This window comes from Enterococcus sp. DIV1411a, from assembly GCF_050531945.1.
Classification (GTDB): Bacteria; Bacillota; Bacilli; order Lactobacillales; family Enterococcaceae; genus Enterococcus_B; species Enterococcus_B faecium.
Genome location: NZ_CP172892.1, coordinates 48,508 through 65,164, shown reverse-complemented (window position 1 = coordinate 65,164; position 16,657 = coordinate 48,508). Strand labels below are relative to the sequence as shown.

The following is a 16,657-nucleotide window of genomic DNA, read 5'->3' as shown; positions in this document are numbered from 1 at the left end:
GTTCAATGACGTTACTGATAAAACTCAAAATGAGCGGCACTCATTAAACACGACGGCGTTTTGGAGGGCGGGCACCATTATGAGGAACTGGAGTCACGTCACGAATTGCAGTCACTTCTAAACCTGTAGCTTGTAATGAACGAATTGCTGCTTCACGTCCAGAACCAGGTCCTTTAACTGTTACTTCAACAGTCTTTAATCCGTGTTCCATTGCTGCTTTTGTAGCAGTTTCTGCTGCCATTTGAGCGGCAAAAGGAGTTGATTTTTTGCTTCCTTTGAAACCTAATGAACCAGCTGATGACCACGCTAATGCATTTCCGTGAGTATCAGTGATCATGATGATAGTGTTATTGAATGTAGAATGGATATGTGCAATACCTGCTTCTATATTCTTCTTCACACGGCGTTTACGATTCACTTTTTTTGCTGCCATGAAGTTTTAACCTCCTTCACTTAAGAATTATTTTTTCTTGCCAGCGATAGCGCGAGCTGGGCCTTTACGAGTACGTGCATTGTTTTTCGTGTTTTGTCCACGAACAGGCAATCCACGGCGATGACGGATTCCACGGTAAGAACCGATTTCCATCAAACGTTTGATGTTCAAGTTCACTTCACGACGAAGATCCCCTTCAACTTTTAATTTATCTACTTCTGCACGGATAGCATCTGTTTGTTCATTCGTTAATTCACGAACGCGAACATCTTCAGATACACCAGCATCAGCTAAGATCTTTTTAGCAGTAGTGTTACCAATACCATAGATATAAGTAAGTGAAACTACTACACGTTTATCACGAGGAATATCTACTCCTGCAATACGAGCCATATTTATAGCACCTCCAATTATCCTTGACGTTGTTTATGTTTTGGATTTGCTGGGCAAATCACCATAACGCGTCCTTTACGACGAATTACTTTACAATGTTCGCACATTGGTTTTACTGATGGTCTTACTTTCATGATAATACCTCCTGTAGTTTTACGGAGTACAATTATTTAAAGCGATAAGTAATACGGCCACGGTTAAGATCGTATGGAGACAATTCAACCGTTACTTTGTCACCAGGTAAGATACGGATGTAATGCATACGAATTTTACCTGAAACAGTAGCAAGAACTTGGTGTCCGTTTTCTAGTTCAACTTTAAACATTGCATTCGGCAAAGTTTCGACGACTGTACCTTCGACTTCAATCATATCTTCTTTTGCCACGCACAGTACCTCCTTGTACTTGTTTCGCATTTTCACACGATAAAATGGCGGAAACTGCAGTTCCCACCTCAAAATTCTCAAAATGGATCATCTAGAGGATTCTCTAGAAGTCGGACTGACATATTCTATCATAATTTATTGAACTTGACAAGAGTAACTGCATAATGCAAGTCGGCTACGGGCAATCGTGCTATTTTTCAATGATTTTTTGTACATCTGCAAATACAGCATCGATTTCACGAGCACCATCAATAGTGTTTAGCAAACCTTGTTCTTTATAATAAGCCAAGATTGGTTCACTATTTTTGATGTTGATAGCCAGACGATTTTTAACCGTCTCAGGTTTATCATCTTCTCTTTGATAGAATTCATGCCCACCGCAACGATCACATGTGTCTTCAACTTTTGTAGGGTTGAAAATTTTATGGTAAGTTGCTCCACAATTGCTGCAGATAAATCGGCCGGCTAGACGTTCGACCAAGATTTCTTCACCAACATGGATATCGATGACAGCATCAATTTTTTTATTCAAATCTTTTAGCATTGCGTCCAGAGCTTTTGCTTGATCTAGCGTACGTGGAAAGCCATCTAATAAGAAGCCTTTCTCTGTATCTGGTTCAGCTAGTCGCTCTTTCACGATTCCATTTGTTACTTCATCAGGAACTAATGCACCTTTATCCATATAAGACTTTGCTTCCAGGCCAAGAGCTGTTTCGTTTTGCATCGCTGCGCGGAACATATCTCCTGTTGAGATGTGCGGAATACCATAAGCATCAATGATTTTTTCAGCTTGTGTTCCTTTACCTGCGCCTGGCAGCCCCATTAAAATGAGGTTCATTGTTTTCCCTCCTAATAAATGTGTGAGAACGTGTGTTGAGGGGAAACCTCAACACGCTTTCTTACTCAATGAATCCAACATATTTACGTTTCAGCATTAAGCCTTCTAACTGTTTCGCAGTTTCTAAAGCTACACCGATAACGATCAGTAAGCTTGTACCGCCTAATCCGATTGATTGTGGAAGATCCCAAACCATTTGAGCAATGATTGGAAGCAATGCCACTAAACCAAGGAAGACTGCACCAACTGTACTTAAACGCATCAGTAATCTTGAGACATACTCTTCAGTCCCCTTACCAGGGCGTACGCTTGGTATATAACTTCCTTGCTTTTGCAAGTTTTCCGCTAATTTCTCAGGGTTTACTTGAACAAAGGCGTAGAAGAAAGTGAAGGCAACGATCAGAATCGTATAAATCGTAGCACCAGGTGCTGTATTATAGTTAAAGATCTCCATCATCACTTTGTACCAGTTTTCAGAACCGAATCTACCGCTCAATGCTTGTAAAACAGCATTTGGCGTAGCAATAAACGAACTAGCAAAGATAACTGGAATAACTCCAGCTGCATTTACTTTCAACGGCAGATAGCTGCTTGTAGGCGCGCCAGCTACGCGTTTCGTATATTGGATCGGGATCTTGCGTTCAGCTTGTTGGAAAAATGTTACGAATGTCACGATCAACAAGACCGCTACTAGTAAAATGGCCACAAAAATAGCAGATTTCCATATGTCTGAAGGATCAATATTTATAAAGTAATCTTCATAAATTTCTCTGATACTTTCAGGCAATCTAGAAATGATACCTGCAAAAATGATCATTGATACGCCATTTCCGATACCTTTTTCTGTGATCTGTTCTCCTAGCCAAGTAACAAACATCGTACCGGCTGTTAGAATCAAACCGATCGTTACGTAAGTTGCTACGTTAGGATTATTCACGAAACCTAATTGAGCGTATTGATTGAATCCAGCAGTGATACCGACAGATTGGATAAATGCCAATACTAATGTCAGATATCGAGTCGCTTGATTCAGTTTTTTACGACCAACTTCCCCTTGTTTCGACCATTCAACAAATCGAGGCACGATGTCCATTTGAAGAAGCTGAATGACGATAGAAGCAGTAATGTATGGTGAAACCCCCATTGAGAAAATGGAAAAGTTTTGCATCGCACTACCACTTACCAAGTTCAACATGTTGAAAAATGGCAAAGAAGAAAGGTTTTGCAATGAAGCAGCATTTACGCCTGGTACAGTAATATGTGCACCTAGGCGAAATACAAACAACACAAATACAGTAAATAGGATTTTCGATCTAATGTCTTTTACTTTAAAAGCATCTTTTAATAGTCTAAACATTAGATCACCTCGATTGATCCACCAGCCGCTTCAATTGCTTCTTGAGCTGCTTTAGAGAATTTTGCTGCTTTCACAGTTAATTTCTTGTTTAGTTCCCCATTAGCTAATACTTTGATTCCAGCTTTTTCGTTTTTCACGATTCCAGCTTCAACTAAAGCAACAGGAGTTACTTCAGCTCCGTCTTCAAAGCGGTTCAATACATCAAGATTAATGACTGCATAGTCTTTACGGTTCACGTTTGTGAATCCTCGTTTTGGTAAACGACGGAACAATGGTGTTTGTCCCCCTTCAAATCCTAAACGCACACCGCCGCCTGAACGAGCTTTTTGTCCTTTTTGTCCGCGTCCGGCAGTTTTTCCGTTACCAGATGAAGTACCACGACCAACACGGTTACGTACTTGGCGTGAACCTTCAGCAGGTTTTAATTCATGAAGTTTCATAGGTTTGGCACCTCCTTAATGTTCTAGTTATGATTTTTCTAAATTAAATTTCTTCAACGTCCACTAGGTGAGAAACAGTATTGATCATGCCTTTAATTGCTTCATTAGAAGGCTTAACCACTGAACTGTTAATCTTTGTAAGACCTAACGCTTTAACTGTATCGCGTTGGTTTTGAGGACGTCCGATAATACTGCGTTTTAAAGTAACTTTTAATTCAGCCATTATTGTTGTCCTCCTTATCCGATTAATTCTTCAACTGATTTGCCGCGAAGTTCTGCAACTTCTTCTGCACGTTTCAATTGTTTCAAACCTTCAACTGTTGCGCGAACAACGTTGATTGGTGTATTTGAGCCTAAAGATTTAGAAGTGATATCTGCTACCCCAGCTAATTCTAATACGGCACGAACTGGTCCACCAGCAGCAACCCCAGAACCTTCTACAGCAGGTTTCATTAGGATTCTACCACCACTAAAAGCACCGATTACTTCGTGTGGGATTGTTGAACCAACCATAGGTACTTCAACTAAGTTTTTCTTCGCATCTTCAATTGCTTTACGGATTGCTTCAGGAACTTCTTGAGCTTTACCTGTACCAAATCCTACGTGTCCGTTTTTGTCACCGACAACAACTAAAGCAGCAAAACGTAGACGACGTCCACCTTTAACAACTTTTGTTACACGGTTAATTGCAACAACGCGGTCTTCTAATTCCAAATGTTTTGGATCGATATAAACCATGAATGGTATTCCTCCTTCTTCTAAAATTCTAGTCCATTTTCGCGAGCAGCTTCAGCTAAAGCTTGCACACGGCCATGGTAAAGGTATCCACCACGGTCAAAGACTACTACTTTAATGCCTTTTTCAGCTGCACGTTCAGCAACTAGTTTACCGACAGCTTTTGCTGCTTCTGTTTTTGTTCCACCTGAAATTTCTTTATCCAAGGTAGAGGCACTTGCTAGCGTTACACCCGCTACGTCATCAATAATTTGAGCGTAGATGTTTTTGTTAGAACGAAAAACGTTCAAGCGTGGGCGCTCAGCAGTACCAGAGATATTGTTACGTACACGACGATGTCTCTTTTGACGTGTTTTGTTCTTATCTGGTTTTGTAATCACAATTGTCACCTCTTTATTTTTATTGTACTACTATTTCAAGCAGTAAATACGTTTCGAAAAATAGAAGCTGCGGCACAAGTAAAAATGTATTTTTTTGAAGGTAAACTTCAGCCAAATGCCTTTTTCCTGCTGCTGGCTTCTATGCAATTTTTCTAAACGATTATTTACCAGTTTTACCTTCTTTACGGCGTACATATTCGCCAACATAACGAATACCTTTACCTTTATAAGGTTCTGGAGGACGAGTTCCACGAATGTTTGCAGCTAATTCGCCAACTTCTTCTTTGTTCGCACCTTTAACAATTACTTGTGTGTTAGCTGGTACTTCAACAGTTACTCCAGCTGGTGGTGTGATTTCTACTGGATGTGAGTAACCAACGTTCAATACAAGTTTTGATCCTTGTAATTGTGCACGGTACCCAACCCCGATTAGTTCTAACGCTTTTTGGAAACCTTCGCTGACACCTACAACCATGTTGTTGAAGTTCGCACGAGTTGTTCCATGAATTGTTTTCATTTCTTTACTGTCGTTTGGACGAGTGAAAGTTACTTCGTTTCCTTCGATATTCATTTTGATATCTGCTGAAAAAGTACGAGTCAATTCACCTTTTGGTCCTTTAACTGTAACGTTGTTTCCGTCTTGAGTAACTGTTACTCCTTCAGGGATAACAACGACTTTATTTCCGATACGGCTCACTTAAAGACACCTCCTTGTAGATTCTACTTGATTACCATACGTAAGCGATAACTTCGCCGCCGATATTTTTTTCACGAGCTTCTTTATCAGTGACAACACCTTCAGAAGTCGAAATGATTGCGATACCTAAACCGTTCAATACTTTTGGTACTTCGTCAGCTTTGACATAAGCACGCAAACCTGGTTTAGAGATACGTTTTAAGTTTGTGATAACACGTTCGCCGTTTTTACCAAATTTTAGGAAAACACGGATCACGCCTTGTTTGTCATCTTCGATGTATTCAACATCACGAACGAAACCTTCACGTTTCAAGATTTCAGCGATGTCACGTTTAATTTTTGATGCAGGTACTTCTAAAGACTCATGTTTAACCATGTTTGCGTTACGGATACGAGTTAGAAAATCTGCAATTGGATCTGTCATGACCATTGATCTTTTACCTCCTTCTTATGCGAATTTACTTTTTACCAGCTAGCTTTCTTCACGCCGGGAATTTGACCTTTATAGGCAAGTTCGCGGAAGCAAATACGGCAAAGATGGAACTTACGATAAACTGAATGTGGACGTCCGCAACGTTCGCAACGAGTATAAGCTTGTGTTGAAAATTTTGCAGGACGTTTGTTTTTAGCAATCATTGATTTTTTAGCCACGTAGTTCGCCTCCTTTAATTATTTTTGGAATGGCATGCCTAATTGTGTCAACAACTCACGAGATTCTTCATCAGAGTTTGCTGTTGTTACAATAACGATGTCCATACCACGTACTTTATCTACTAAATCATAATCTACTTCTGGGAAGATCAATTGTTCTTTAATACCTAAAGTATAGTTTCCACGACCGTCAAAGGCTTTTTTACTTACACCATGGAAGTCACGTACACGTGGTAGTGAAACAGAAACCAATTTGTCTAAGAATTCGTACATTCTTTCTCCGCGCAATGTAACTTTTGCACCAATTGGCATTCCTTCACGTAAACGGAATCCAGCGATTGATTTTTTAGCTTTTGTAATCATTGGTTTTTGACCAGTGATCAAAGTTAATTCTTCAACTGCTTTATCTAAGTTTTTAGCGTTTGATACCGCATCACCAACACCCATGTTGATGACGATTTTTTCAACTTTAGGTGTTTGCATAACAGAGCTATAGTTAAATTTTTCCATCAATGATGGAGTTACTTCTTTAAGATATTTTTCTTTTAGGCGGTTCATTCAGTAAGACCCTCCTTCCTTAAACTTTTATTTATCTAAAACTTCACCGGTTTTTTTAGAAACACGGACTTTTTTGCCGTCTACTTCTTTGTAGCCAACTCGGCCAGCTACACCAGTAGAGTCAACCACCATCACGTTAGAAACATGAATTGGCGCTTCCATCTCAACAATTCCACCTTGAGGAGCAGCTTGAGAAGGTTTTTGGTGTTTTTTAACGACATTTACACCTTCGACAATAACTTTATCTTTTTTCGGGAACGCTGCTAGTACAACGCCTTCTTTGTTTTTGTCTTTTCCAGTGATAACTTTAACTTTATCGCCTTTTTTAACAAACATAACTGTTTCGCACCTCCTTTGATAAGTGTCTCAAGATTATAAAACTTCTGGTGCTAGTGAAACGATCTTCATGAAGTTGTTTTCACGTAGTTCACGTGCAACTGGCCCAAAGATACGTGTTCCACGAGGGCTTTTATCATCACGAATAATCACTGCAGCATTTTCATCAAATTTAATATATGAACCGTCTGTACGACGAGCTCCTGATTTTGTTCGAACGATAACGGCTTTAACGACGTCACCTTTTTTGACAACCCCACCTGGCGTTGCTTGTTTAACCGTAGCAACGATCACATCACCGATGTTAGCAGTTTTACGACCAGATCCACCAAGGACTTTGATCGTCAAAATTTCACGTGCGCCTGAGTTATCAGCGACTTTTAAACGACTTTCTGCTTGGATCACGTTGTGTATCCTCCTTTCAGATTTTGCATTCAATCTATATAGGAAAATCTCGTGTTATTAGATAATAACTGCTTCTTCGACTACTTCCAACAAACGGAAACGTTTTGTAGCTGATAATGGACGAGTTTCCATAATTCTCACGATGTCGCCAACTTTTGCTGTGTTGTTTTCATCATGCACTTTGTATTTCTTAGAATAGTTCATGCGTTTGCCATAGATAGGGTGGTTTTTCTTTGTTTCGACAGCAACGGTAATTGTTTTATCCATTTTGTCTGAAACCACGCGACCTTGATAAACTTTGCGTTGATTTCTTCCTTCAGTCATACGCTTAATGGCCTCCTTCCATAATTACTTAGCTTGTTCACGCAACACAGTTTTGATGCGTGCAATCGATTTACGTACTTCTTTAATACGTGCAGTGTTTTCTAATTGACCTGTTGCTAATTGGAATCTAAGATTAAACAATTCTTCTTTTAATTGTTTTTCTTGATCAAGCATTTCGGCAGTGGTTAATTCTCTGATTTCTTTAACCTTCATTCGATTCACCACCCATTTCCTCACGTTTTACGATCTTAGTTTTCATTGGTAATTTGTGAGAAGCTAGACGTAACGCTTCACGAGCTACTTCTTCAGGAACGCCTGCGATTTCAAACATGATTTTACCACGTTTTACTGGTGCAACCCATCCTTCAGGTGCCCCTTTACCAGAACCCATACGTACCCCAATTGCTTTGGCAGTATAAGATTTGTGAGGGAAAATTTTAATCCATACTTTCCCACCACGTTTCATGTAACGAGTCATTGCGATACGAGCAGCTTCGATTTGGCGGTTTGTGATCCAATGTGAATCAACAGCTTGCAAACCGTATTCACCGAATGCTACTTCTTTTCCGCCTTTAGCTTCCCCGCGCATTTTTCCGCGGAATTCACGACGGTGTTTTACACGTTTAGGTACTAACATGATTATTTCCCTCCTTTCTCAGTGTTTTTTTTAGTTGGAAGAATTTCTCCACGATAGATCCACACTTTAACTCCTAGTTTTCCGTATGTTGTATCTGCTTCTTCCCATGCGTAATCAATGTCCGCACGTAAAGTATGAAGAGGAACAGTTCCTTCTGAGTATCCTTCTGAACGAGCGATATCTGCTCCGTTTAGACGACCAGATACTTGAGTTTTGATCCCTTGAGCGCCAGCACGCATTGAGCGTTGGATGGCTTGTTTTTGAGCGCGACGGAAAGCAACACGGTTTTCTAATTGACGTGCGATTCCTTCACCTACTAATTTTGCATCTAGATCTGGTTTTTTGATTTCCACGATATTGATATGGATTCTTTTACCAGTTAATTTGTTTAATTCTTTTCTTAGGCTTTCGACTTCAGAACCGCCTTTACCAATAACCATACCTGGTTTAGCTGTGTGAATTGAAATGTTTACGCGACCTGTTGCGCGTTCGATTTCAACTGTTGATACAGCAGCATCAGCAAGTTTAGTTGAAATAAATTTACGGATTCTTAAATCTTCGTGTAAGAACTCAGCATACTCTTTTTCAGCATACCATTTAGCATCCCAGTCGCGGATGATGCCTACACGCATTCCAATTGGATGTACTTTTTGACCCACTGATTATCCCTCCTTATTTTTCTGATACGACTACCGTGATATGACTTGTACGTTTGTTGATTGGAGAAGCTGATCCTTTTGCACGAGGACGGAAACGTTTCATTGTAGGTCCTTCGTTAACAAAAGCTTCGCTTACTACCAAGTTTTCAACATCTAAGTCAAAGTTATTTTCTGCATTCGCAACTGCTGACATCAATACTTTTTCAATGATTCCAGCAGATTTGTTTGGTGTGAATTTCAAGATTGAAATTGCATCTGCGACACTTTTACCTCTGATAAGGTCAATTACTAAACGGGCTTTTCGAGGTGAAGTGCGAACTGTTTTTGCAGTTGCTTTAGCTGATGTGATTTGTTCTGCCATTTGGATTTATCCTCCCCTCAAATTAGCGTTTCGTTTTCTTATCGTCAGCAGCATGTCCACGATAAGTTCTTGTAGGTGCAAATTCACCTAATTTGTGTCCTACCATGTCTTCTTGGATGTAAACTGGTACATGTTTACGTCCATCATAAACTGCGATGGTATATCCAACAAAACTTGGGAAAACTGTTGAACGGCGTGACCAAGTTTTGATAACTTTTTTCTTTTCAACCCCTGCTTGAGCTTCAACTTTTTTCATTAAATGCTCATCGACAAAAGGTCCTTTCTTTAAACTACGACCCATGGTGAACCTCCTCTCAAAATGTGCGACACATGGTCAAAGTAATTATTTATTTTTGCGACGACGAACAATAAGTTTGTCTGATTTAGCTTTTTTGTTACGAGTTTTGTAACCAAGAGCTGGTTGACCCCAAGGAGAAACTGGTGCTTTACGTCCGATAGGAGCTTTACCTTCACCACCACCGTGTGGGTGATCATTAGGGTTCATTACGCTACCACGTACAGTTGGGCGTTTACGCATCCAACGAGAGCGTCCAGCTTTACCGATGTTGATTAATTCGTGTTGTTCGTTACCTACAGAACCGATTGTAGCACGGCATGCAGCTAAGATCATACGAACTTCACCAGAGTTCAAGCGGATCAATACGTATTTGCCTTCTTTACCAAGTACTTGAGCACTTGTACCAGCAGAACGGATCAATTGTCCACCTTTACCAGGTTTCATTTCAATGTTGTGGATAACAGTACCAACTGGAATGTTTTCTAATGGAAGAGCATTTCCGACTTTGATATCTGCTTCTGGACCTGAAACAAGTTTCATACCCACTTCTAGTCCTTTAGGTGCTAAGATGTAAGCTTTCACTCCATCTTCATAGTGTACTAACGCGATGTTAGCTGAACGGTTTGGATCATATTCGATCGTTTGAACAGTTGCAACAACGTTATCTTTGTTACGTTTGAAGTCGATCACGCGATATTGGCGTTTGTGTCCGCCACCTTGATGACGTACAGTGATGCGGCCGTTGTTGTTACGTCCAGCATGGTTTTTCAATGGTTGTAACAATGATTTTTCAGGTGTTGATGTTGTGATTTCAGCAAAATCAGAACCTGTCATGTTACGACGACCATTTGAGGTAGGTTTGTACTTTTTAATCGCCACGTTTTTCCCTCCTAATTTAATGAGTTATCTATTAGTGCTTATTCAGCAGCTTCGAATAATTGGATTTCTTTTGAATCTTCAGTCAATGTAACGATCGCTTTGCGACGTTTTTTTGTATATCCTGCATATTTGCCCATACGTTTGAATTTCGCACGTACGTTCACGATGTTCACGTTTTTGACTTTAACGTCAAAAGCAGCTTCTACCGCTTGTTTTACTAAAGTTTTGTTTGCGCGAGTGTCCACTTCAAAAGTGTATTTCTTGTCATCCATGGCAAGCATTGATTTTTCAGTGATCACTGGGCGTTTGATTACGTCTAGTAAGTTCATTATGCAAGCACCTCCTCAATTTGAGTAAGAGCAGTTTGTGTTGCTAACACTTTTGTATTTGATACAACGTCTAGCACACTCACATTATCAGAAGTTACTACAGAAACGTTTGGTAAGTTACGTGCTGATAAAGCAGCAAAGTCGTTACCTTTTTCTAGAACAACCAATACTTTAGAGTCGATAGATAAGTTAGCAAGAACTTGTTTGAATTCTTTTGTTTTTGGTGCGTCGAAGTTCAAGCCTTCGATTGCTACCAAGTTGTTTTCAGCAACTTTTTCTGACAATACAGATTTCATTGCTAAACGACGAACTTTTTTAGGAAGTTTGTAGCTGTAAGAACGTGGTGTTGGTCCAAAGACTACGCCACCTCCACGCCATTGTGGTGAGCGGATAGATCCTTGACGTGCACGACCTGTTCCTTTTTGACGCCATGGTTTACGTCCACCGCCACGAACAGCGCTACGGTTTTTAACCGCGTGTGTTCCTTGTCTTAATGACGCACGTTGCATTACGATTGCATCGTAAACAACACTTTCATTAGGTTCAATTCCGAAGATTTCTTCGTTAAGTGTGATTTCACCGTTTTGGCTTCCATCTTGTTTGAATAATGCTACATTCGGCATTCCTTAGTTCCTCCTTTCTTCCTACAATTATTTAGCTTTCACAGCTGATTTGATAGTGATTAAAGATTTTTTAGCTCCAGGAACATTACCTTTGATCAAGATAACATTTCTTTCTGCATCGACACGTACAACTTCCAAGTTTTGGATAGTTACGCGGTTGCCACCCATACGGCCAGCAAGACGTTTGTTTTTAAATACACGGTTAGGTGCAACTGGACCCATTGACCCAGGACGACGATGGTAACGAGAACCGTGAGCCATTGGTCCGCGGCTTTGTCCGTGGCGTTTGATAACCCCTTGGAATCCTTTACCTTTCGTAGTACCTGTTACATCAATAATGTCTCCTGCTTGGAAAACATCTACTGTAATTTCTTTTCCTACTTCATATTCTCCTAGCTCAACATTTTTGAATTCACGAATGAAGCGCTTAGGAGCCGTGTTTGCTTTTGCAACATGACCTTTCGCAGGTTTGTTTGATAAAACTTCACGCATATCTTGGTAACCAACTTGAATAGCTTCGTAGCCATCCGTTTCCATTGTTTTCACTTGTAGTACTACGTTTGGAGTAGCTTCTACAACAGTTACTGGAATTAATTCACCAGATTCAGTGAAGATTTGTGTCATTCCCACTTTTTTCCCTAAGATTCCTTTGGTCATGAGTACACCTCCATTATTTTTGTTTTAGTTTTATAATTTGATTTCGATGTTTACACCAGATGGTAAGTCTAGCTTCATCAAAGCATCAACAGTTTTTGGTGTTGGGTTCACAATGTCGATAAGACGTTTGTGTGTACGCATTTCGAATTGTTCGCGTGAATCTTTGTATTTATGAGTCGCACGGATGATTGTGTAAAGACTGCGTTCAGTTGGTAATGGAATTGGACCAGACACGCTAGCTCCAGTTCTTTTTGCAGTTTCCACGATTTTATCCGCTGATTGATCTAAAATACGGTGTTCATACGCTTTTAAACGGATACGAATTTTTTGTTTTGCCATCTTGTTCCCTCCTTCGCCTATTTTGAAAAGTAGACATAGCTCCACGAAAATTTCCGTCACGCTCGTTCGTGGCAAAGCGTCCGGGCGTGTCGCAACCTCTCGTTTCTTAGCCGACGAAATCATTCTGATTACGTCTGTGCAATTCACTAAAGTAAACGCACCTTTGTCATTATAATATATATAAACTCACAAAGCAAGGCTTTTTCTTGTAAAAAACATTTTGTTTTCATAAAGTTTCATTTAGAAAATACTGACTCTTTTATTTCGCGTTCCTTCTATTATAATACTCCTGTCTTTTTTCCTGATCCTGCAATAAATAAAAAAGCTCGGAACAAAGATCCTGAGACCTTCGTTCCGAGCGATTACGTCCGAATAAATGTTGCTTTACTTTAAAACTTAAGTGAATTAAGCTTTGATTTCTGTAACGACACCGGCACCAACTGTACGTCCGCCTTCACGGATTGAGAATTTAGTACCGTTTTCGATAGCGATTGGGTGGATTAATTCAACTTCCATTGTTACGTTGTCGCCAGGCATAACCATTTCAGTTCCTTCTGGTAATTCAACAACACCTGTTACGTCAGTTGTACGGAAGTAGAATTGTGGACGGTAGTTAGTGAAGAATGGAGTATGACGTCCACCTTCTTCTTTTGTCAACACGTATACTTCTGCAGAGAATTTTGTATGAGGTGTGATTGTACCTGGTTTAGCTAAAACTTGTCCACGTTGGATGTCTTCACGTGCAACACCACGTAGTAAAGCACCAATGTTGTCTCCAGCTTCAGCGTAGTCTAACAATTTACGGAACATTTCAACACCAGTAACTGTTGTTTTTGAAGTTTCTTCAGCAATACCAACAACTTCAACTTCGTCACCAACGCGAACTTGTCCACGTTCAACACGACCTGTAGCAACAGTACCACGTCCAGTAATTGAGAACACGTCTTCAACTGGCATCATGAATGGTTTGTCGTTGTCACGTTCTGGAGTTGGGATGTATTCGTCAACTGCAGCCATTAATTCAAGAATTTTTTCTTCGTATGAAGCGTCGCCTTCTAGAGCTTTCAAAGCTGATCCAGCAACTACAGGAACATCGTCACCAGGGAATTCGTATTCTGTTAATAGGTCACGAACTTCCATTTCAACTAATTCTAGTAATTCTTCGTCATCAACCATGTCTACTTTGTTCAAGAATACAACGATATAAGGAACACCAACTTGACGAGACAATAGGATGTGTTCACGAGTTTGAGGCATTGGGCCGTCAGCAGCAGAAACTACCAAGATAGCTCCGTCCATTTGAGCAGCACCAGTGATCATGTTTTTAACGTAATCCGCGTGTCCTGGGCAGTCAACGTGAGCGTAGTGGCGTGTATCTGTTTCATACTCAACGTGAGCTGTTGAGATTGTGATTCCGCGTTCGCGTTCTTCTGGAGCACCATCGATTTGATCGTAAGCCATAGCTTGGCCGCCGTTTTTCTTAGATAGTACAGTTGTGATTGCAGCTGTTAATGTAGTTTTACCATGGTCAACGTGTCCGATAGTACCAATGTTAACGTGTGGTTTAGAACGGTCAAATTTTTCTTTTGCCATTTTAAAATGTCCTCCTAAAAATACAATATATTTTTTATTTGTCTGATAGGTATATGATGTACACAAGGTACACCACATGCCCATATCATCGATAATTATTTTACACGAAACTATATTAAAAATATAGTCTCTTTGGATAATCTCTTTGCAGGACTATCCGGTTTTAAGAAATTATTCAGCTTTTCCGCCGTTTTTCTTAATGATTTCTTCTTGTACTGATTTTGGTACATCTTCGTAGTGGTCAAATGTCATTGTAAATGTACCACGACCTTGAGTAGCAGAACGAAGAGTTGTAGCATAACCAAACATTTCAGCAAGTGGAACCATCGCACGAACAACTTGTTGGCCGCCAGCGCGAGCTTCCATACCTTCAACACGTCCACGACGAGCAGTTACGTGACCCATAACATCACCTAAGTAATCTTCAGGGATAACAACTTCTACAGCCATGATTGGTTCAAGGATTACTGGATTAGCTTTCTTAGCTGCTGCACGTAATGCCATAGAAGCAGCAACACGGAAGGCAGTTTCATTTGAATCGACATCATGGTATGAACCATCGTAAAGTTTAGCTTTGATATCTACTAATGGATAGCCAGCTAAGACACCATTTTCCATAGCATCTTTCAAACCAGTTTCAACAGCTGGAATGTATTCACGAGGAACAACCCCACCGACGATCGCATTTTCAAATTCGAAACCAGCACCTTCTTCATTTGGTGTAAATTCAATCCATACGTGACCGTATTGACCTTTACCACCAGACTGACGTACAAACTTACCTTCGGCTTGAGTGCCAGCACGGAAAGTTTCACGGTAAGATACTTGAGGCGCACCTACGTTAGCTTCAACTTTGAATTCACGACGCATACGGTCAACGATGATATCTAAGTGAAGTTCACCCATACCAGCGATGATTGTTTCGCCTGTTTCCACGTTTGTTTCAGCACGGAAAGTAGGATCTTCTTCAGATAGTTTTTGTAAAGCCACACCCATTTTATCTTGGTCAGCTTTTGATTTAGGTTCAATAGCGACTTGGATAACTGGTTCTGGGAATTCCATGGATTCAAGAATAACTAGACTCTTTTCATCACATAGTGTGTCCCCAGTAGTTGTGTCTTTCAAACCAACAGCAGCAGCGATATCTCCAGCGTAAACTTCAGAGATTTCTGAACGAGAGTTGGCATGCATCTGTAGGATACGACCAACACGTTCACGTTTGCCTTTTGTTGCGTTTTGTACGTATGAACCTGATTGTAAAACACCAGAGTACACACGGAAGAAAGTTAAACGACCTACGAATGGGTCAGTCATAACTTTAAATGCTAAAGCTGAGAAAGGAGCGCTGTCGTCTGCAGGACGTTCTACTTCTTCATCAGTTTTAGGGTCAATTCCTTTGATAGCTGGGATATCTAACGGTGATGGCAAGTAATCAAGAACAGCGTCCAATAGTAATTGAACCCCTTTGTTCTTAAATGCTGAACCACATAGTACTGGGTAGAATTCTACGTTAACTGTTGCGCGGCGGATACCTTCTTTTAACTCAGCTTCAGTGATTTCTTCACCTTCTAAGTATTTCAAAGTAAGTTCTTCATCAGTTTCAGCTACAGCTTCAACCAATTTTTCGCGCCATTCTTCAGCTAATTCGCGGTATTCTTCAGGAATTTCTGTTTCTTCGATCTCTGTTCCAAGATCGTTTGTATACATTTCAGCCTTCATTGTTACAAGGTCGATAATTCCTGTGAAGTCGTCTTCCGCACCAATTGGTAATTGGATTGGGTGAGCGTTTGCTTGCAAACGATCATGTAAAGTTGATACTGAATATAAGAAGTCAGCACCGATCTTGTCCATTTTGTTTGCAAATACGATACGAGGTACACCATAAGTTGTTGCTTGACGCCAAACTGTTTCAGTTTGAGGTTCAACACCTGATTGTGCATCAAGAACAGTTACAGCACCATCAAGTACACGCAATGAACGTTCAACTTCAACTGTGAAGTCTACGTGTCCTGGTGTGTCGATGATGTTGATTCGGTGACCCTTCCATTGTGCTGTAGTAGCAGCAGAAGTGATCGTAATACCACGTTCTTGTTCTTGTTCCATCCAGTCCATTTGTGAAGCTCCTTCATGAGTTTCACCAATTTTATGGATTTTACCAGTGTAGTACAAGATACGTTCAGTAGCAGTCGTTTTACCAGCATCGATGTGGGCCATGATACCGATATTACGAGTGTTTTGTAAAGAAAATTCTCTGGTCATTCTCCTTGTTTCTCCTCTCTTTACTATCTAGTTGCTAAAAATAAGGACACTATCTGAGGTCGACTTATAAAAGCCGACCAAACAGAGAGAA

Annotated in this window: 29 protein-coding genes; all 29 read right to left on the bottom strand. The window is 40.3% G+C overall.

Annotation, left to right across the window (positions count from 1 at the left end; all coding sequences use genetic code 11):
- Positions 1-43: 43 nt before the first annotated feature.
- The 29 genes from rpsK to fusA all read right to left on the bottom strand — a co-directional run bounded on the left by rpsK (position 44) and on the right by fusA (position 16,566).
- Positions 44-433 carry a 30S ribosomal protein S11 gene (rpsK, locus tag IGJ87_RS00365; RefSeq protein WP_002288714.1) on the bottom strand — a complete coding sequence of 130 codons (390 nt, stop codon included), beginning with the start codon at positions 431-433 and terminating at the stop codon, positions 44-46.
- Between the two features lie 27 nt (positions 434-460).
- Positions 461-826, bottom strand: a complete 366-nt coding sequence (gene rpsM, locus IGJ87_RS00360; protein ID WP_002288713.1) for a 30S ribosomal protein S13 — start codon at positions 824-826, stop codon at positions 461-463.
- Positions 827-843: 17 nt separating this feature from the next.
- Positions 844-960, bottom strand: coding sequence for a 50S ribosomal protein L36 (gene rpmJ / locus IGJ87_RS00355; RefSeq protein ID WP_002288710.1), 117 nt, complete (start codon positions 958-960; stop codon positions 844-846).
- 32 nt (positions 961-992) lie between these two features.
- Positions 993-1,211, bottom strand: a complete 219-nt coding sequence (gene infA / locus IGJ87_RS00350; RefSeq protein ID WP_002288695.1) for a translation initiation factor IF-1 — start codon at positions 1,209-1,211, stop codon at positions 993-995.
- Between the two features lie 190 nt (positions 1,212-1,401).
- Entirely contained in the window at positions 1,402-2,049 is a 648-nt protein-coding gene (locus tag IGJ87_RS00345; protein WP_002288690.1) for an adenylate kinase, read from the bottom strand.
- A gap of 61 nt (positions 2,050-2,110) precedes the next feature.
- Entirely contained in the window at positions 2,111-3,406 is a 1,296-nt protein-coding gene (gene secY, locus IGJ87_RS00340) for a preprotein translocase subunit SecY (RefSeq protein ID WP_002288688.1), read from the bottom strand.
- A complete protein-coding gene (gene rplO / locus IGJ87_RS00335; RefSeq protein ID WP_002288687.1) occupies positions 3,406-3,846 on the bottom strand; it encodes a 50S ribosomal protein L15 in 441 nt (146 codons plus the stop codon). Before rplO ends, secY begins: the two co-directional genes overlap by 1 nt.
- Before the next feature lie 43 nt (positions 3,847-3,889).
- Entirely contained in the window at positions 3,890-4,069 is a 180-nt protein-coding gene (gene rpmD / locus IGJ87_RS00330) for a 50S ribosomal protein L30 (protein WP_002288686.1), read from the bottom strand.
- A gap of 14 nt (positions 4,070-4,083) precedes the next feature.
- Positions 4,084-4,584, bottom strand: a complete 501-nt coding sequence (gene rpsE / locus IGJ87_RS00325; RefSeq protein WP_002288681.1) for a 30S ribosomal protein S5 — start codon at positions 4,582-4,584, stop codon at positions 4,084-4,086.
- A 20-nt stretch (positions 4,585-4,604) separates the two neighbouring features.
- Positions 4,605-4,961, bottom strand: coding sequence for a 50S ribosomal protein L18 (gene rplR, locus IGJ87_RS00320; RefSeq protein WP_002301025.1), 357 nt, complete (start codon positions 4,959-4,961; stop codon positions 4,605-4,607).
- Between the two features lie 160 nt (positions 4,962-5,121).
- Positions 5,122-5,658: a 50S ribosomal protein L6 gene (rplF, locus tag IGJ87_RS00315; RefSeq protein WP_002288677.1), complete on the bottom strand. Its 537-nt coding sequence runs from the start codon at positions 5,656-5,658 to the stop codon at positions 5,122-5,124.
- A 31-nt stretch (positions 5,659-5,689) separates the two neighbouring features.
- Positions 5,690-6,088, bottom strand: a complete 399-nt coding sequence (gene rpsH / locus IGJ87_RS00310; protein WP_002288675.1) for a 30S ribosomal protein S8 — start codon at positions 6,086-6,088, stop codon at positions 5,690-5,692.
- Positions 6,089-6,123: 35 nt separating this feature from the next.
- A complete protein-coding gene (locus IGJ87_RS00305) occupies positions 6,124-6,309 on the bottom strand; it encodes a type Z 30S ribosomal protein S14 (RefSeq protein WP_002288673.1) in 186 nt (61 codons plus the stop codon).
- A gap of 18 nt (positions 6,310-6,327) precedes the next feature.
- The gene (rplE, locus tag IGJ87_RS00300; protein ID WP_002288671.1) at positions 6,328-6,867 is read right to left on the bottom strand and encodes a 50S ribosomal protein L5; all 540 of its coding nucleotides are present in this window, start codon (positions 6,865-6,867) and stop codon (positions 6,328-6,330) included.
- A gap of 27 nt (positions 6,868-6,894) precedes the next feature.
- The gene (gene rplX, locus IGJ87_RS00295) at positions 6,895-7,203 is read right to left on the bottom strand and encodes a 50S ribosomal protein L24 (RefSeq protein WP_002288670.1); all 309 of its coding nucleotides are present in this window, start codon (positions 7,201-7,203) and stop codon (positions 6,895-6,897) included.
- 36 nt (positions 7,204-7,239) lie between these two features.
- Positions 7,240-7,608: a 50S ribosomal protein L14 gene (gene rplN, locus IGJ87_RS00290; RefSeq protein WP_002288669.1), complete on the bottom strand. Its 369-nt coding sequence runs from the start codon at positions 7,606-7,608 to the stop codon at positions 7,240-7,242.
- 57 nt (positions 7,609-7,665) lie between these two features.
- The gene (gene rpsQ / locus IGJ87_RS00285; RefSeq protein ID WP_002288668.1) at positions 7,666-7,932 is read right to left on the bottom strand and encodes a 30S ribosomal protein S17; all 267 of its coding nucleotides are present in this window, start codon (positions 7,930-7,932) and stop codon (positions 7,666-7,668) included.
- A gap of 24 nt (positions 7,933-7,956) precedes the next feature.
- Complete coding sequence (gene rpmC, locus IGJ87_RS00280) at positions 7,957-8,145, bottom strand: 50S ribosomal protein L29 (protein WP_002288664.1); 189 nt, start codon at positions 8,143-8,145, stop codon at positions 7,957-7,959.
- Complete coding sequence (gene rplP, locus IGJ87_RS00275; RefSeq protein ID WP_002288661.1) at positions 8,135-8,569, bottom strand: 50S ribosomal protein L16; 435 nt, start codon at positions 8,567-8,569, stop codon at positions 8,135-8,137. The genes rpmC and rplP overlap by 11 nt, the downstream gene beginning before the upstream one ends.
- 2 nt (positions 8,570-8,571) lie before the next feature.
- A complete protein-coding gene (rpsC, locus tag IGJ87_RS00270) occupies positions 8,572-9,228 on the bottom strand; it encodes a 30S ribosomal protein S3 (protein ID WP_002288659.1) in 657 nt (218 codons plus the stop codon).
- 13 nt (positions 9,229-9,241) lie between these two features.
- A complete protein-coding gene (rplV, locus tag IGJ87_RS00265) occupies positions 9,242-9,589 on the bottom strand; it encodes a 50S ribosomal protein L22 (RefSeq protein ID WP_002288657.1) in 348 nt (115 codons plus the stop codon).
- 22 nt (positions 9,590-9,611) lie between these two features.
- Entirely contained in the window at positions 9,612-9,890 is a 279-nt protein-coding gene (gene rpsS / locus IGJ87_RS00260; protein WP_002288655.1) for a 30S ribosomal protein S19, read from the bottom strand.
- Positions 9,891-9,932: 42 nt separating this feature from the next.
- The gene (gene rplB, locus IGJ87_RS00255) at positions 9,933-10,766 is read right to left on the bottom strand and encodes a 50S ribosomal protein L2 (protein ID WP_002290451.1); all 834 of its coding nucleotides are present in this window, start codon (positions 10,764-10,766) and stop codon (positions 9,933-9,935) included.
- A gap of 38 nt (positions 10,767-10,804) precedes the next feature.
- Entirely contained in the window at positions 10,805-11,095 is a 291-nt protein-coding gene (gene rplW, locus IGJ87_RS00250) for a 50S ribosomal protein L23 (protein WP_002290449.1), read from the bottom strand.
- A complete protein-coding gene (gene rplD / locus IGJ87_RS00245) occupies positions 11,095-11,718 on the bottom strand; it encodes a 50S ribosomal protein L4 (protein WP_002290446.1) in 624 nt (207 codons plus the stop codon). The genes rplW and rplD overlap by 1 nt, the downstream gene beginning before the upstream one ends.
- Before the next feature lie 27 nt (positions 11,719-11,745).
- A complete protein-coding gene (rplC, locus tag IGJ87_RS00240; RefSeq protein ID WP_002290445.1) occupies positions 11,746-12,375 on the bottom strand; it encodes a 50S ribosomal protein L3 in 630 nt (209 codons plus the stop codon).
- Positions 12,376-12,405: 30 nt separating this feature from the next.
- Positions 12,406-12,714: a 30S ribosomal protein S10 gene (gene rpsJ, locus IGJ87_RS00235; RefSeq protein ID WP_002290443.1), complete on the bottom strand. Its 309-nt coding sequence runs from the start codon at positions 12,712-12,714 to the stop codon at positions 12,406-12,408.
- A gap of 405 nt (positions 12,715-13,119) precedes the next feature.
- Entirely contained in the window at positions 13,120-14,307 is a 1,188-nt protein-coding gene (tuf, locus tag IGJ87_RS00230) for an elongation factor Tu (protein ID WP_002290442.1), read from the bottom strand.
- Positions 14,308-14,478: 171 nt separating this feature from the next.
- The gene (gene fusA / locus IGJ87_RS00225) at positions 14,479-16,566 is read right to left on the bottom strand and encodes an elongation factor G (protein WP_002294317.1); all 2,088 of its coding nucleotides are present in this window, start codon (positions 16,564-16,566) and stop codon (positions 14,479-14,481) included.
- Positions 16,567-16,657: the final 91 nt, after the last annotated feature.

Excerpts from the sequence above, each read along its gene's own strand:
- rplX (WP_002288670.1), bottom strand. The coding sequence starts at position 7,203 with ATGTTTGTTAAAAAAGGCGATAAAGTTAAAGTTATCACTGGAAAAGAC.
- rpmC (WP_002288664.1), bottom strand. The coding sequence starts at position 8,145 with ATGAAGGTTAAAGAAATCAGAGAATTAACCACTGCCGAAATGCTTGAT.
- rpsQ (WP_002288668.1), bottom strand. The coding sequence starts at position 7,932 with ATGACTGAAGGAAGAAATCAACGCAAAGTTTATCAAGGTCGCGTGGTT.
- rplE (WP_002288671.1), bottom strand. The coding sequence starts at position 6,867 with ATGAACCGCCTAAAAGAAAAATATCTTAAAGAAGTAACTCCATCATTG.
- rpsH (WP_002288675.1), bottom strand. The coding sequence starts at position 6,088 with ATGGTCATGACAGATCCAATTGCAGATTTTCTAACTCGTATCCGTAAC.
- rplD (WP_002290446.1), bottom strand. The coding sequence starts at position 11,718 with ATGCCGAATGTAGCATTATTCAAACAAGATGGAAGCCAAAACGGTGAA.
- rpsS (WP_002288655.1), bottom strand. The coding sequence starts at position 9,890 with ATGGGTCGTAGTTTAAAGAAAGGACCTTTTGTCGATGAGCATTTAATG.
- tuf (WP_002290442.1), bottom strand. The coding sequence starts at position 14,307 with ATGGCAAAAGAAAAATTTGACCGTTCTAAACCACACGTTAACATTGGT.
- IGJ87_RS00345 (WP_002288690.1), bottom strand. The coding sequence starts at position 2,049 with ATGAACCTCATTTTAATGGGGCTGCCAGGCGCAGGTAAAGGAACACAA.
- rplV (WP_002288657.1), bottom strand. The coding sequence starts at position 9,589 with ATGGCAGAACAAATCACATCAGCTAAAGCAACTGCAAAAACAGTTCGC.
- rplW (WP_002290449.1), bottom strand. The coding sequence starts at position 11,095 with ATGAACTTACTAGACGTAATCAAACGCCCAGTGATCACTGAAAAATCA.
- rpsK (WP_002288714.1), bottom strand. The coding sequence starts at position 433 with ATGGCAGCAAAAAAAGTGAATCGTAAACGCCGTGTGAAGAAGAATATA.
- rpsE (WP_002288681.1), bottom strand. The coding sequence starts at position 4,584 with ATGGTTTATATCGATCCAAAACATTTGGAATTAGAAGACCGCGTTGTT.
- rplO (WP_002288687.1), bottom strand. The coding sequence starts at position 3,846 with ATGAAACTTCATGAATTAAAACCTGCTGAAGGTTCACGCCAAGTACGT.
- rpsM (WP_002288713.1), bottom strand. The coding sequence starts at position 826 with ATGGCTCGTATTGCAGGAGTAGATATTCCTCGTGATAAACGTGTAGTA.
- rplC (WP_002290445.1), bottom strand. The coding sequence starts at position 12,375 with ATGACCAAAGGAATCTTAGGGAAAAAAGTGGGAATGACACAAATCTTC.
- rpmJ (WP_002288710.1), bottom strand. The coding sequence starts at position 960 with ATGAAAGTAAGACCATCAGTAAAACCAATGTGCGAACATTGTAAAGTA.
- secY (WP_002288688.1), bottom strand. The coding sequence starts at position 3,406 with ATGTTTAGACTATTAAAAGATGCTTTTAAAGTAAAAGACATTAGATCG.
- rpsJ (WP_002290443.1), bottom strand. The coding sequence starts at position 12,714 with ATGGCAAAACAAAAAATTCGTATCCGTTTAAAAGCGTATGAACACCGT.
- fusA (WP_002294317.1), bottom strand. The coding sequence starts at position 16,566 with ATGACCAGAGAATTTTCTTTACAAAACACTCGTAATATCGGTATCATG.
- rplP (WP_002288661.1), bottom strand. The coding sequence starts at position 8,569 with ATGTTAGTACCTAAACGTGTAAAACACCGTCGTGAATTCCGCGGAAAA.
- rpmD (WP_002288686.1), bottom strand. The coding sequence starts at position 4,069 with ATGGCTGAATTAAAAGTTACTTTAAAACGCAGTATTATCGGACGTCCT.